Origin of the sequence: Sodalis ligni, from assembly GCF_016865525.2 — a bacterium.
Lineage (GTDB): Bacteria > Pseudomonadota > Gammaproteobacteria > Enterobacterales > Enterobacteriaceae > Acerihabitans > Acerihabitans ligni.
This window is the reverse complement of the sequence record NZ_CP075169.1, coordinates 846,855-860,884: the sequence shown is the minus strand read 5'-3', so window position 1 is coordinate 860,884 and position 14,030 is coordinate 846,855. Positions and strand designations below refer to the sequence as shown.

Here is a 14,030-nt window from a genome sequence, read left to right as displayed (position 1 = left end):
TAGTATTATCAAAATTTTACTTTTAGCTCGGGGTAATATATATCCCTAAACTATTACCCCGACAATACTTTTGCCATTGCCTCTTATAACCTATTTCTAAGGATATTATTCAGGAGATATCCCCATGGCTAATATACAGAAAAAAGGATGACTCAGTATCACTGGTGGGTCATGAGTTTAATATTTATTGTTTACACGGTGGAATATGCGGACCGGGCTAACATTGGCTTTGCCCTGCCGTTTATTCAAAAAGAATATAATCTGGACAACACGCAGGCAGGCCTTCTGGTAAGCCTTTTTTTTGCCGGTTATGCCATCATGCAAATCCCAGCCGGGTTTTTGGTCAATAAATTCGGCGTTAAAATAACCTATTCGCTGGGCATTTTTCTCACCGCTATTTGTACAGGCCTGATGGGTATGGTGAATTCGGCCCTGCATCTCAAGATGCTGAGAACGCTGGTGGGGATCAGCGAGTCCACCGTGGTTATCGGCTCCACGGTAACCATCAATAACTGGTTTCCCGCCAAAGAAAAGGGAACGGCCACCGGTATTTTTTTGGCCAGCTCCAATATGGGGCCGCTTATTGTGCCGTTGATCAGCGCCTGGATCCTGATGAATTTCGATTGGCGCTATATTTTTATCCTGTTTAGTATTCCCGGCATCCTTTTGGCGATTATCTGGGCGGTAATGGTCTGTAACCACCCGGAACAAAGTAAATTCGTGTCCAAAGAAGAGCTGAAATATATCAAGAGCGGCGTCTCCTCGCTCAATAACCAGGCACGGGAGATCAAGGCATTCCGCTTTTACTGGCTGGATCGCGTGATTCGCACTAGGGAAGTGGCGGACCTCACCAGTTCAAAACAGTGTTTCCGCTGCTGGGATATTTACGGCGCGGCGCTGGGCTACTTTTTTATGGTAGGCACCGTTGGCGTTCTGATGTCATGGCTGCCGAAATACCTGTTACAGGAGAAGGGATTTTCGGTAATGCATTCCGCCATGCTGGCGGCCTCCCCTTTTGTCGGCACGCTCATCGGCAATCTGCTTGGGGGCTGGCTGTCCGATAATGTCTTGGGAAAAAGGAGGAAACCCCTGATGATGGTCAGCGCCATTTCCACCATTGTTTCCATGAATCTCATTATCCACGCACCGGAAAATCAGTGGCTGCTGACCGCGCTGTTTTTCGTGACCGGCCTACTGTTAGCCCTGGGCTATTCGGCTTTTTCCGTGTATGCCATGGGCCGGGTGAACAAAGCCACCTATCCTATCGCTTATGGCATTATCAATATGGGCGGACAATTGGGGGGAATGTGCCTGCCCTTTATCGTGGGGATGATTCTGGACCACTATAGCTGGAATATGGTTTTTTTCGCCTTATCCGTCGGGGCATTGCTCTGCCTGATCTTTGTCGTCACCATTGTCGAGCCCAGACCGCGGGACGCCGATGCCCAGCCGGCCGGCAGCGCCAGCGAGCTGCATAAGGACAGTGGGCTCAGGGTGTAAACGTTAAAGGCATTCACCTGCTCAATGTGCAAAAAGAGATGCAAAAAAAAGCATGAAACAGAGACGGGAAAATCGCTATTTCCCGGAGCGCTTGCCGTTGATCAACCACACGCCGAATAAAATAAAGGCGACACCGAAGGTTTTGAAGAATGTAGCCGTTTCATTGAACCACGGCAGCAAAACGGCGGCAAAATACACCAGGGCATAGCTGATACTGATTAACGGATAAGCCGTGCTTAACGGCAAATAGAGCAAAGCATAAAACCAGCACAGCATGGATAAGGCATAAGCCAGGATGCCGCCGGCTAACGCCAGCAGCGGCAGCCCGTAATAGGCAACGAGACCCGGAGCAATGAGATTCAACGGCAGCAGGGGGATTTGCGCCATGCCCCATTTCATCAGCAGTTGCGCCACCGTCACCAACAGCACGCTGGCCGCCGCCCAGGATAATCCCTTCATGCAAACAGCCCCATCAACGCTATACCCAGGATAATGGATGCCACACCGCACCACTGGCGCAGCGTAATTCGCTCATGAAAAAGCCAGTGCGCGCATAAGGCGACAAGAACAAAATTCAAACTGAGCATGGGGTAAGCCTGGCTCAGCGGCAAACGTTGCAGCACGCTGAGCCAGACGGCCATGGCAATAATCAACAGCACCGCCGCCGCCGCCAGCCAGCCCAGGGTTGCCCGGCGGCGATGCTGTGGCGGCCGGCGCCGCTGCCAGCACAAGGCGGCCTGCTTTTGACACAGCTGACCGCCGCATGCCAGCAGGCTCGCCAGCAACACCAGGAGATAGCCGTTCATGGCCGTTGCCGGTAGAAATACAGCACTAACTTGTTTAGCTGCCGCACGGCGTCGGCGGGGGGCAGATCGCCGGCCACATCATGGTCCTCACGCAGCCGCAGCACCAGAGACACGTTGCCGTGCTGCCGAGCCTGCGACAACCAGTGGGTAAAATCCTGCCCGCTGACAAAGTGTCCCTGCGCATCGGGATAAGCCAGCCCGTAGCTCAATTCGCCTTTCTCCCGGTAAATTTCGATATCGCCGCGCTTAAGCTCCCATGCCAGCGAGGTGGCCACACCGACATCATTGCTTAATATATAGCCGCTGCGATCCAGCAGATCGGCGTTAAGCCGGATAAAGTGCTGCGGCTGTTTATTGTCGATGGTATGCTGCGGAATCGCATATCCCACCAGCAGCACGAGCAGCAGCGGACAAGCCGCGACCCATGCAAAGCGTTGTCCGGCGCGGCGCAGGGATAAAACGGCGAACAATACCCAGCCCGCGAAGGCGATAATGCCGATGGCGATTTTCGGCCACTCCTGCCGGCCGTACAGCGGGTGATGGAACAAGCCGAAGCCCATGGCCGCCAGCGCCACGATGCACACCCCACCGAAAATAATATTGATGACCGCGTTCAGCCGGAAAACGCGATGACGTAACGCCGCGGCGCAGTCGGCGGCATAGGCGGCCATCAGCAGCGCCAATGGCGCCATGCAGGGCAAAATATAGGTCGGGAGCTTGCCTTTGGCGATGCTGAAAAACAGCAACGGCATCACGACCCAGGAGAACAGGAAAAACAGCTCGGGCCGGACGCGGCGCTCAAACCAGCCTTTTAGCAACGATCCCGGCAGCAAACCAAGCCAGGGCATGGATCCGCCCACGATCACCGGCAGATAATACCAGAACGGCGCCTTATGCTGAGCGTTGTCCTCGGCAAAACGCTGAATATGCTGCACCCAAAAAAAATAGTGCCAGAAATCCGGTTCACGGTGCGCCACCGCCAGTGCCCAGGGCAAGCAGAGCAATACCGCCGCCATCACCGCCGAGGGGCCATAGATTAACAGCTCCCGGAAACGGCGCTGCTGTATGGCGATGGGCAGCACGGCGAACACCGGTACCGCCAGAGCCAGGAACCCCTTGGTCATGACGCCCATGGCGCAGGCCAATCCCAGCAATATGTAGGCCGCCCATTTTTTGCCCGGGCTTTCGGCGCGCCACCCCAGGTAAAAGCAGGCCATGGCCGCCGTAAGCCACAGCGTAATCATCGGATCCAGCACGTTGTAGGTGCCGACGCCGAACACTAACGTCATGGAAAGAAAAATCAGGGCGGCAAGCAGCGCCGTGCGGCGCTGCCGCCACATCATCATTGCCAGGGCGAAGACCAAAATGGCGGTAATACCGCTGCTGAACGCCACCGCAAAACGAAGGGCGAAATTGGAGTCGCCGAATAGCCACTGGCTGATATTGTTCAACCAATAGCCCGCCACCGGCTTCTCGAAATAACGCAGTCCGAGCAAATGGGGCACCACCCAGTCGCCGCGCTGCAGCATTTCCCGGCTGATCTCGGCATAACGGGTTTCATCGGGCTGCCACAATAAACGGCCGTTCAGGGGAAGCAGATAGAGCAAGACAAAAAAAAGGACCACACCGCCGCCGGCGACCCGGACATTTTGCAAGATTTTCATCATGTTTCAACCACCGGGACCTGACATCCCAGCCATCCTTCGCGCCCCGGAAACGGTGTGCGAACCACGCGCCCAAGAGGCAATGAATTGATATCCGCCGGCAATAACGCGCTTAGGGGACAAAAAAGAATGTCCTGCTGTTGCGCCCGTTGCAGTAATTGTTCAAACATCCCCGACTGCGAGCGGCCTTCTACTTCAGTGTGGATGGTATAAACGGTTGGACCGATATCTTTGGCGATCAAATCGAGAATATAGTCGTTGTAATCGTCCAGCTGTATTTCACGCCCGATCGCTTCATCGAACGTCGGCAGCGTTACCGGGATTTGCACGGTGCCGATGCGGTTATCGTCCAACAGCGGCCTGAAGGGATGGACGCCGCGGCAGTCGCTGTTGTAGCGAAAGCCAAAATTCTGCTTTGCCGCCAGCACCCGTCCGTCGGCGCGCCACCCCGCCGCCGCGGAGCAGGTCACCGGCCGGCCGATGCCGGCCTGCAGCGCGTCCACGCCGAGCCGGATCTGCCGTTCAAGTTCGGCTGACGGCCAGTGCCCCGCCATGGCCTGCCAGCCCTGGTGATCCCAGGCATGCAAGCCTGTTTCATGCCCGGCGTCGGCGGTCTGCGCCATAAGCGGCCCCAGCGAGCGGGCAATATTCCTGCCGGGCCAGGCCGTGCCGGCCAGCAGGATGTCCCAGCCATAAAGCGACACGGCATGGGAACGCAGCATTTTCAGCAAAAAGCGCGGATACATCAGCCGCCAAAGATGGCGGCCCATATTGTCCGGTCCGACGCTGAAAAAGAAGCTGGCGACAATATTATAGCGTTCAAAAAGCGCCAACAAACGCGGCACCCCGTCCCGGGTGCCGCTGAAGGTATCCACATCTACCCGTAATCCGACTCGTTTCACCCTTTTCTACCCGCGGAAATGGTGCTGCGCAGGAAGAAATCCAGGGTATCGGCAACGGTCTGCTCCATGGCAATGGCCGGCTGCCAGTTCAACAGCCGGCGGGCATTCTCTATACTCGGTTTTCGATGCTCAACGTCCTGGTAACCCTGGCCGTAATAGTTTTTGCTTTCGACATTTTTGAAACCGGCAAAAGGCGGGAAGCGATCGCGCAGCGGGTGACGCTCAAAGCTGGCCAGCAGCATCTCCCCCAGTTCACGGATACTGGCCTCGTTGGCGGGATTACCGATATTCACAATCTGTCCGTCGCAGCGTCCGTCACGGTTTTCAATGATGCGATAAAGGGCTTCTATACCGTCGTTGATATCGGTGAAGCAGCGTTTTTGCGTCCCACCGTCCACCAGCTTGATGGGCGATCCTTCCACCAGGTTAAGGATCAGCTGGGTGATGGCCCGAGAACTGCCGATACGGGCGGCGTCAAGGTTGTCCAGGCGCGGTCCCATCCAATTGAAAGGCCGAAAGAGGGTGAACTTCAATCCCTCTTTGGCGCCGTAGGCCCAAATGACCCTATCCAGCAACTGCTTGGAAACCGAATAGATCCAGCGCTGTTTATTGATGGGCCCGACGATCAGCCGGGAGGTATCTTCGTTAAACTCCGGATCGTCGCACATGCCGTATACTTCCGAGGTGGAGGGGAAGATAATGCGTTTGTGATACTTCACGCAGTCACGCACGATTTTCAGGTTTTCCTCGAAATCCAGCTCGAACACCCGCAGCGGGTTACGGGTATATTCAATGGGCGTGGCAATAGCCACCAGCGGCACGACCACATCGCATTTTTTGATATGGTATTCGACCCATTCGGAATGAATGCTGATGTCCCCTTCGACAAAGTGAAAGTGCGGGTTATCCAGGAAGCGCTCAATGGCATCGGAACCGATATCCAGCCCGTAAATATCGTACCGATCTTCACGCAGCAGGCGTTCGGTCAGATGATTACCGATGAAACCGTTCACACCGAGAATCAGCACCCGGACCCTGCGTCCATGCGCCGCCGCGGGCCTGGCCGCCAGGCGCACGCCGGGCATAATACCCATTTCCTGGGCCAGACGGTTGCCTTGCATATACAAAGCGGTCTCGCCCTGGCCGCTTTGTATAACCAGCGCGCCTTCGCCACAGGCGATAGTGAGCGGAGAGGTGCTAAGCACCGTACCGGGCTGCTTGTCGTGAACAGTATCCAGCGCCATGCTGCGCCAGATGATCAGCTTTCGCTCCCCAAGATAAGTGAATGCCCCTGGGTAAGGTTCGGTAACCGCCCGCACCAGATTGGCTATCTCCCGTGCCGGCTTATGCCAGAAAATTTCGCCATCCGCGGCGGTGCGGCGACCGAAGTAGCTGGCTTCGGCCTCGTTTTGCGGCATACATTCGACATTTCCGGCCTTGAGCAGCGGCAACAGATCGTCCAGCAGCGGTTTCGCCGCCTCGCGCATCTTGGCGTGCAGGCTCAATGCGGTATCGTTATCCGCGATAGGCAGGATGGTCTGGGCGACAATATCGCCGGCATCGGCTCTTTTCACCATACGGTGCAGCGTGATGCCGGTCTGGGTTTCGCCATTGACCAGCACCCAGTTAACCGGCGCGCGGCCGCGGTAGCGCGGCAGCAGCGAGCCGTGCAGATTGAAGCCTCCACAGGGCGCCAGGGACAGAATTTCCTCGCTCAGCATATGGCGATAATAAAAGGAAAAGATAATATCCGGCCGCAGCTTGCGGATATGTTCCACCCATAACGGATGGTTGACGTCCTCCGGCGCATACACCGGCACATCGAGATCGGCCCCCAGCCTCGCCACGGAAGAGAAGAATTTATTTTCACCGGGCTCGTCGGTATGGGTAAACACCGCCTGAACGTCGTAGCCGGCCTCCACCAGGGCGGTTAACCCGACACAGCCGATATCATGGTAAGCAAATACAATAGCTTTCATCATTCATTTTCCTGAGTATGCGAGGACTGCTGCCGGCCGATCACTTTCTGCACAAAATAGCGGGGACGGGCGCGGACATCGTTGTAGATACGGCCGATGTACTCCCCCAGTAACCCCATACCGACGAACTGAGCGCCAATAAAGGTAAACAGTACGGCGAACAGGGTAAAAACGCCGTTCGCCGCCCATTGGGGACCCAAGATCAGGCGCATGGCGATTAATATCACCGAAAGGGTAAAACCGGATACGGCAATCACGCTGCCCACCAGACTTAACAACCGCAACGGCGTGGTGGTCAGGCAGGTGATCAAGTCGTACATCAAATTGATAAGCTTCAAAAAGCTGTATTTGGAATCGCCGAACTCCCGCTCGGCGTGGCTTACGTTGATTTCGGTGGTTCGCCTGGCAAAGGAATTCGCCAGGATGGGAATAAAAGTGCTGCGCTCATGGCAGTGCAGCATGGCCTCCACCACCTGGCGCCGATAGGCCCGCAACATGCAGCCGTAATCCCCCATGGCTTTGCCGGTGGAGCGTTGGATCAATTTGTTGATCATGTGCGAGGCGGTTTTGCGGAACCAGGAATCTTGCCGGTTGGCCCGAACCGATCCCACCACGTCATAACCCTCTTCCGCAACGCTCACCAGGCGGGGGATTTCCTCCGGCGGGTTTTGCAGATCGGCGTCCAGGGTAATGACTAAATCGCCGGTGGCCTGCAGAAAACCGGCCATGATCGCCGAGTGCTGGCCATAGTTGCGATTCAGCAGCACGGCAATGATATGGCTGTCCGGCCGTTCCGCCGCCGCCGACAGAATATCGGCGGAATTATCGCTGCTGCCGTCGTCCACCAGGATAATCTCATAACGCTGGCGTAATTGACCGCAGGCGGCGCTGGTACGGTCAATCAGCGCCGTTAAGCTTTCTTGTTCGTTAAATACCGGAATGACGATCGAAACGGTATTAAGAGGTTCAACGCGAGGCACTGGGCGGCTCCACTAATGAAAACAATGTATTGACCACCAGATCGACATCTTCCTGGGTCATATCGGGAAATAACGGCAGAGTGCACAGACGCGCCGAATTCCATTCGGTGTCGGGTAACGACAGCTGCGGATAACGCTCACGGTAGAATTTTTGGGTATGGACGGCACGAAAATGCAGGCCGGTACCGATCCCCTTATCCTGCAGGCGCTCCATCAATTGGTCTCGATCCAGGCCGCAGCGCTCCGGATCGACGCGTATCATAAACAAATGCCAGGCATGCCCATGGGCGTAGTCCGGCAACCCCAGCGGCAGGAAGGGCGAATCCGCGAGCCGCCGGCGATATTGTTCCGCCAGCCGCCGGCGGCGGGCGTTCATCTCAGGAAGCCGCGCCAGCTGCACCACGGCGATAGCCGCGTGGATATCGGAAAGATTATATTTGAAGCCGGGCTCCACCACTTCGGCCTGTGGTTTACGCCCCAGCCTGTCGCGATCGAAAGCGTCCACCCCGAGACCGTGGAATTTCAGTCTGCGTACCCGTTCGGCCAGCATATCGTCGTCGGTGGCAATCAAACCGCCTTCGGCGCAAGTCATGTTTTTGATGGCATGAAAAGAGAATATCGCGGTGCCGCGAGCACCTATCCATTCGTCTTTATAGCGTGCGCCCACCGCGTGTGCGGCGTCTTCAACGAGCGGAATGCCGTGACGCAGGGCCACGGCGCGCAGCGGATCCAGATCCAGCGGCGCGCCGGCGTAATGAACCGGGACAATGGCCTTGGTCCTGGGAGTGATGGCCTTTTCCACCGCGCCGGCATCCACCATCAGCGTATCACGGTCCACATCGATCATCACCGGCCGGGCGCCGAGCAGTTCGATCATATTGGCCGTGGAGACCCAGGTTTGGGATGGAGTAATGACTTCATCACCGGGACCGATGCCTAAAGCCATCAAGGCGATATGCATACCGGCGGTAGCGGAACTGACGGCAATAGCGTGCCGGCAGCCGAACGCCGCGCTAAAATCGATTTCCAATTGCCGATTCCGCGGACCGGTGGTAATCCAGCCCGATTGTAATACCTGCTCAACGGCGTTTATCTCTTCTGCACCGATTGAGGGGCGGGAAAAAGGCAGCAGGAGATCCATATTCGTTACCACATTAATAAATGCATTTTGATAGTAACTATAATCCCTGTTTATTAAACGAAGATTAAATTTAATAGGAATAACTGCACCCATTCTGGACTTTAAATAATCGATTATGAGGGAATTCAGCTTAATTCATGGGCAACGCTCTTTATAAACAAAGCCTTTTTCCGATAAATCAACGGGTAAGCCCTCTTTTTACCCGCGGACCGGCGATCGGCGGGGCAACCGCCGAAAACAAGGGTGCCGCCTCGGCCGAAAAGCTTTAACCACAAAGAGGCGTAGTTTGGTTGTATCATATTATTTTGATAGGTAAGTTTTATTTTTTCGAATAAACTTTTTGCATTATACTCCTGTTGCTCTTAAAGCCGGGTAGCTATCAAAATGGTATGGAGAAATTGCGATGAGATTAGCATTATCATCCCCACGGTATTATTAATTAATCCTTAAGATAAAGGATTTATAGGTAACACCATAAGCCGGATTATTCCCCGGCGATAAAATCCCCGCGATGTTCTTTAATCCAATCGATGACTGTTAATGCCGGTCGTTTAGTAAGAGCAAACAGGTCTGGCGTTGTCTCGGCATAAAATCCTTCACGTATCAATGTATCTTGCCCAAGCAGTGCGTCAATCAGCGGCGGAAGCAGACCGGCTCTCAGGTAGAGAGTCCGCTGTTCGTCTCGGGCGCGGTAGTGATATCTTACCCGCCGTGACAGGTTTTCTTCGAGATAATCGGCGATATAACCCATCGTCACCGCCGTGGGACCGGTGAGATGATAAATCTTATCAGCGTGGCGCTCGGCGCCTTCCAGTAATATCCGTGCCGCGGCGGCCGCTACATCCGATGAGTCCACCAGCGCCGCCTGACCGGAACCCGCGATCCCGCCCCATAATCCCAACGGCACAAAGCGCACCGCTACGGCTAAAACGGCATCCAGCGATAATGCCGGATGTATCCGGGTGGTCGTGATGCCCTGAGCGGCGAGATGCCTATCGGTCTCACTCTGCCATTGCCTTGCCGATTGCCCAGGGCATCCACCGCCTTCCGATAGGTTGACCAGATAGGGCACTTCCGCCTGCACCGCTGCGTCGATCAGGGCAAGATCGTAGCGGGAAGGTCTCTGCGGGTCCCCTCCGGCCAGAAAGGCCCGATCGGTATCCTGGAATGCAACCCGCAACGACAATGAATCCTCCCGTTGGATAGCCATATATTCAACGTTTCCCTTGTCGCGATTCCCACGAGCCGAATGGGGAGCATCGGTTAGCACCCGCACCCTGGCCCCTTGCCCGGCCAATGTATCGGTCAGTTTATCCACCGCCGTCCATGTCCCCCCCGCAATGGTCACCCTGATCATGGGAAAAACTCCTTTTGCCTTTGAAAAGCGCCATCGCTTCAGATAATGAACCGCACCTTGCGGCGTTATGCCGATAATGGCTGACGCCTACCCGGCGCGGCAATGCGAAATAATATCAATATTATCACTAAAATCGCGGAAATACCGACCGTTGCCGGACATGTCCGCGATTTCGCCGGGGTCTTCGCCGTAAAAAGACCAGCGCGGCCTCGTACAAAATCTTCACTACCCGGATATTGCGGGTGGCTTCGGCGGCCAATGGGTAAGCGGTTGACTAAACTAATACGTACGACTATATTACTTTTTATGGCTAGAGCATCTCATAAAGAAAAAATCCTGACCGTCGGCATGCAGGTCGTCCATGCACATGGCTTTGCCGGTGCGAGCGTAAGGGATATCGTCCAGGCGGCAGGTGTTCCCCAAGGGTCGTTTACTAACCATTTCGCTTCTAAGGAAGCGTTCGGGCTGGAAGTAATCGACCTTTACTTCGCCAATGCCCGCAAGACCATCAGCGAAACGCTGCGTAATGACCAACTGCCGCCGCTGCAACGTTTGCGTGCCTATATTGACGCCGGTATCGACAGGCTTAATAAAAACCATATGCGCGACGGGTGTCTGCTTGGCAATTTCGCCGCCGAAGCCAGCGGCTGGAGCGAGCCCATCAGGCAGCGGTTAAATGACGTATTCGACGAGATCCAGCAATCCTTGGCTTATTGCCTGCGCGCCGCGGTTAAAGCCGGCGAACTGGATGCGCATCTGGACAGTGAAGAAATGGCGGGATTTATAGTCTCATCGCTCCAAGGCGCCAATCTGCTGGCGAAAGCCCAGCTTAACCCCGCACCGGGGGAACGCTTCAGGGACCTGCTGTTTTCGGCGATATTGCCTCGGATCCATGCCGCGAAAGCGTCGCTGTAACCTGCGTTGGCCCGTTTCCCGCCGAGAGGCGCGCCGGCTATTTTTGTTTTGACTACAGTTCTTCCAACTGGCGTGAAATATGCGCCAATTGCTCTTTGAGAGAGTTAACAATATCCCCTTCCAGATAGTCAATCTTGTCGTGCAGCGCATACATTTCCAAATCGGTTTTCACGTTGACATTGGAGGCGATTTCAGCACGGTAGCGATCCACTTCCCCTTCCCTCTTCTGACTCATCATGATGGCAGGGGCGGGATACGCGGCCTGCAATGATAATGGTTTGCGTTATTATAAACGTCCAGGTGCCAATCATTGAGGTGATCTTGTCCGCCAGCCGTTGGCCTAAGGTTCTGGGAGCAACAGAATCCGAAGAGGGCATCAGTAAGGTAGCGCGCTCGCTTCGACTGCTGGTCCGCAATTCCTCAAGCTGTTTTTTGATTTTGCGTCCATAAGCGTATCCTAATATAACGCGCTGATAGATAAGATAAATTTGATATTTAGTTTGATTATAAATTAATATTTATGTTTTACCAGCTTACCAACTACAAAAATTTATATAAATTTGTGTCTAATTTATGATCGATAAGAATTCGCTGTTTTCTCATTTTCTTATTGATTTTTATAATAAAAAGACCATAAGCACCGCTGAACCACATTAACACTCTTCATGATAATGGTTAAAAATATCTTAATAAATTTCTTTTCGACAGATACGGGCTGCGCCACCTATCCAAAGCAGGTCTAACCATTGCTTTTATTTATTAATCCCGGACGTAAGTAACATATTTATCGACGTTCTGTTCGGGAGCTAAACGAAAATGACTGTCTTTAACAGATATGTTACAGTCATCACAGATTAAAACACCATTTTATAAGCCTTTTTCCTAATTTTTTAATGATTTTATTGTGGAAAAGTGGCCTAGCATAAAGCATATTTATAATAAAAAGATATTCTAATCTATTGATAAAATTAAATTTTATAAAGAAATATTAATTTTACTGATAGGTAACAATAACGATTTTCCTCTCTTAACAAGAATCGTGAATAAATAATAATATCTCCTGAATGTTGAAAATTAGCATTGCCTTTAGTAATGTCTTTCCTTTATTGTCAAGATTGTTTATTAAGCGTGAGCTGGATAACAATATCATGCAATTTTTCAATTTCCTCATACGAAAGGCTTGTCAAGTTGTACACTGTAGTCGTACCTTTTATCCATAGCAGTAACATAAAGATCTCTGCGGATTTGTTAACAAAAGCTGATGTAACGCGATAACTCTTGATACAGCAAAAACTGGAGTGATGAGAACTACTTAGTTCACCTATTATCCACCCGGCGGGGTTAGCATTAAATATCTACATATATCCACTCCTACAGATAGCCGACGTGACCGGTACCATAGCGCTGTCTGCGGATGATGGCCGGCACATACCGGTTATGGTCAAGCTACGTTGCGGCAAACCGCATAGTAAAACAGGCACGATAAATTCCGGCTGTAATGACTGGCCTCGGAAAATACCAAAAGGAAGGCAAAAGAAGATATCTACAGACAAAAAATCAACAGAGAATCGCGAGGTTTTAAGCGTGCCTAAGGCTAATCAAAATAAATGGATATTTTTATGCCTCACGTCTGAATTATGTTATGCAAAAATATTTATTAGCCACAAATTAAGTCTTTGCAACGCTATAGTTTTTTAAACGAAAATTAAAATTTTCGTTATGGATGGTTTATTAAGCCTTTCTATAAAATTTGTCTATCAAATTAACTGTTTTTGACGTCCTAAAATGAGTTAGTAACGTTGGAGGTTTAACATGATTCTATTATCTAAGACATTAAGATATTTTATAGTTACCGCACAAGAGCAATCCATAAGAATGGCGGCGCTTATACTTTGCATTACTCCGTCTCCTCTTTGCCGGACAATTAAAATTTTTGAATTGAACCTGGGGCATAAATTATTTACCCGAACCAACAATGGCTTAAAACTCACTAATTATGGACGTGATCTGTATGCAACTTTACTTCCATTATACCAGGAAATTTGTGAAATTGAAAAGAAAGTGATTAAAAAGACTCATCAAATTCAGAGTGGTAAATCAAGTTTAAAAATAGGACTTGATCATCGTGACTATTCGTATTTATCACCTTTCTTATCTTCACCAGTGTTTAAGGACACAAAAACAATATCTCATTGGAATATTTTACTTCTGATGAGACAGATATTGGAGACATTCTTAATAAAGGTTTGTGTCAGATATTTTTACCCAGAAAAGATTCAATGTCCGCCGGGATTATTACACCAAGCATTGTCAACAGACATCATCATGCTGGCGGTTAAAAGCGATCTTAAGACTGAAGACTATAGCCAAAACGAACTTTTATGAATAAAATCCTGGTTCAATATGAAGCAAATAAAATGAAGAGATATTCGATGGCATCGAAGGATATATTTCGAAGAATCAGCTAAATCCGAAGCGAGTATTTATTCCTGAATTGTACGTACAATTGTCTATGATTGAAAAAGGCGACGCCATCGGGCTTATGCCGTCGTCCATAATTAACATCATCAACGATCGCAACTTCAAGGTTAAATTTATACCTTTTGATTGCGATGATAAAAAGTTAGTCATAGAACGTCATATCTATTACACCCGTGCCTATCAAGCATTTATGGAGGAAAAAATGATGCCTTTGATCACTAATCATGACGATAAGTGCTTAACAGGATAGTTTTTACCTTGCTTGTACTGACATATCCATACTCAGTATCACTGGCAAACCTTAA

Annotated in this window: 12 protein-coding genes; 3 read left to right on the top strand and 9 right to left on the bottom strand. The window is 51.7% G+C overall.

Features of this window, described 5'->3' with window-relative positions; all coding sequences use genetic code 11:
• The first annotated feature begins 171 nt into the window (after positions 1–171).
• A complete protein-coding gene (locus GTU79_RS03985) occupies positions 172–1,500 on the top strand; it encodes an MFS transporter (protein WP_203523158.1) in 1,329 nt (442 codons plus the stop codon).
• A 75-nt stretch (positions 1,501–1,575) separates the two neighbouring features.
• On the opposite strand, the gene arnF is transcribed toward GTU79_RS03985, so the two are convergent.
• From arnF to GTU79_RS03945, 8 genes are all read right to left on the bottom strand, one after another.
• On the bottom strand, positions 1,576–1,959 hold the full coding sequence (gene arnF, locus GTU79_RS03980) for a 4-amino-4-deoxy-L-arabinose-phosphoundecaprenol flippase subunit ArnF (RefSeq protein ID WP_203522812.1): 384 nt from the start codon (positions 1,957–1,959) through the stop codon (positions 1,576–1,578).
• Positions 1,956–2,306, bottom strand: a complete 351-nt coding sequence (gene arnE, locus GTU79_RS03975) for a 4-amino-4-deoxy-L-arabinose-phosphoundecaprenol flippase subunit ArnE (RefSeq protein ID WP_203522813.1) — start codon at positions 2,304–2,306, stop codon at positions 1,956–1,958. Before arnE ends, arnF begins: the two co-directional genes overlap by 4 nt.
• Positions 2,303–3,970: a lipid IV(A) 4-amino-4-deoxy-L-arabinosyltransferase gene (gene arnT / locus GTU79_RS03970; protein ID WP_203523159.1), complete on the bottom strand. Its 1,668-nt coding sequence runs from the start codon at positions 3,968–3,970 to the stop codon at positions 2,303–2,305. Before arnT ends, arnE begins: the two co-directional genes overlap by 4 nt.
• Positions 3,970–4,872 carry a 4-deoxy-4-formamido-L-arabinose-phosphoundecaprenol deformylase gene (arnD, locus tag GTU79_RS03965; protein ID WP_203522814.1) on the bottom strand — a complete coding sequence of 301 codons (903 nt, stop codon included), beginning with the start codon at positions 4,870–4,872 and terminating at the stop codon, positions 3,970–3,972. The genes arnT and arnD overlap by 1 nt, the downstream gene beginning before the upstream one ends.
• Positions 4,869–6,851: a bifunctional UDP-4-amino-4-deoxy-L-arabinose formyltransferase/UDP-glucuronic acid oxidase ArnA gene (gene arnA / locus GTU79_RS03960; RefSeq protein ID WP_203523160.1), complete on the bottom strand. Its 1,983-nt coding sequence runs from the start codon at positions 6,849–6,851 to the stop codon at positions 4,869–4,871. Before arnA ends, arnD begins: the two co-directional genes overlap by 4 nt.
• Entirely contained in the window at positions 6,851–7,831 is a 981-nt protein-coding gene (gene arnC, locus GTU79_RS03955; protein ID WP_203522815.1) for an undecaprenyl-phosphate 4-deoxy-4-formamido-L-arabinose transferase, read from the bottom strand. The genes arnA and arnC overlap by 1 nt, the downstream gene beginning before the upstream one ends.
• A complete protein-coding gene (gene arnB, locus GTU79_RS03950) occupies positions 7,818–8,972 on the bottom strand; it encodes a UDP-4-amino-4-deoxy-L-arabinose aminotransferase (protein WP_203522816.1) in 1,155 nt (384 codons plus the stop codon). Before arnB ends, arnC begins: the two co-directional genes overlap by 14 nt.
• 484 nt (positions 8,973–9,456) lie before the next feature.
• Positions 9,457–10,329, bottom strand: a complete 873-nt coding sequence (locus GTU79_RS03945; protein ID WP_203522817.1) for a Rossmann-fold NAD(P)-binding domain-containing protein — start codon at positions 10,327–10,329, stop codon at positions 9,457–9,459.
• Positions 10,330–10,635: 306 nt separating this feature from the next.
• On the opposite strand from GTU79_RS03945, the gene GTU79_RS03940 reads away from it, so the two are divergent.
• Positions 10,636–11,244 (top strand): TetR/AcrR family transcriptional regulator, encoded by a 609-nt coding sequence (locus GTU79_RS03940; protein ID WP_214513711.1) that lies wholly within the window; start codon positions 10,636–10,638, stop codon positions 11,242–11,244.
• A 52-nt stretch (positions 11,245–11,296) separates the two neighbouring features.
• On the opposite strand, the gene GTU79_RS03935 is transcribed toward GTU79_RS03940, so the two are convergent.
• Positions 11,297–11,512 carry a DUF1003 domain-containing protein gene (locus GTU79_RS03935; RefSeq protein WP_275956917.1) on the bottom strand — a complete coding sequence of 72 codons (216 nt, stop codon included), beginning with the start codon at positions 11,510–11,512 and terminating at the stop codon, positions 11,297–11,299.
• Positions 11,513–13,056: 1,544 nt separating this feature from the next.
• Between GTU79_RS03935 and GTU79_RS03930 the strand changes: the two genes are divergently transcribed.
• The gene (locus GTU79_RS03930; protein ID WP_214513710.1) at positions 13,057–13,629 is read left to right on the top strand and encodes a LysR family transcriptional regulator; all 573 of its coding nucleotides are present in this window, start codon (positions 13,057–13,059) and stop codon (positions 13,627–13,629) included.
• Positions 13,630–14,030 lie beyond the last annotated feature (401 nt).

Bases quoted from the DNA above. Each gene is read 5' to 3' on its own strand.
- GTU79_RS03985 (WP_203523158.1), top strand. From the start codon at position 172: ATGAGTTTAATATTTATTGTTTACACGGTGGAATATGCGGACCGGGCT.
- arnF (WP_203522812.1), bottom strand. From the start codon at position 1,959: ATGAAGGGATTATCCTGGGCGGCGGCCAGCGTGCTGTTGGTGACGGTG.
- arnE (WP_203522813.1), bottom strand. From the start codon at position 2,306: ATGAACGGCTATCTCCTGGTGTTGCTGGCGAGCCTGCTGGCATGCGGC.
- arnT (WP_203523159.1), bottom strand. From the start codon at position 3,970: ATGAAAATCTTGCAAAATGTCCGGGTCGCCGGCGGCGGTGTGGTCCTT.
- arnA (WP_203523160.1), bottom strand. From the start codon at position 6,851: ATGAAAGCTATTGTATTTGCTTACCATGATATCGGCTGTGTCGGGTTA.
- arnB (WP_203522816.1), bottom strand. From the start codon at position 8,972: ATGGATCTCCTGCTGCCTTTTTCCCGCCCCTCAATCGGTGCAGAAGAG.
- GTU79_RS03945 (WP_203522817.1), bottom strand. From the start codon at position 10,329: ATGATCAGGGTGACCATTGCGGGGGGGACATGGACGGCGGTGGATAAA.
- GTU79_RS03940 (WP_214513711.1), top strand. From the start codon at position 10,636: ATGGCTAGAGCATCTCATAAAGAAAAAATCCTGACCGTCGGCATGCAG.
- GTU79_RS03930 (WP_214513710.1), top strand. From the start codon at position 13,057: ATGATTCTATTATCTAAGACATTAAGATATTTTATAGTTACCGCACAA.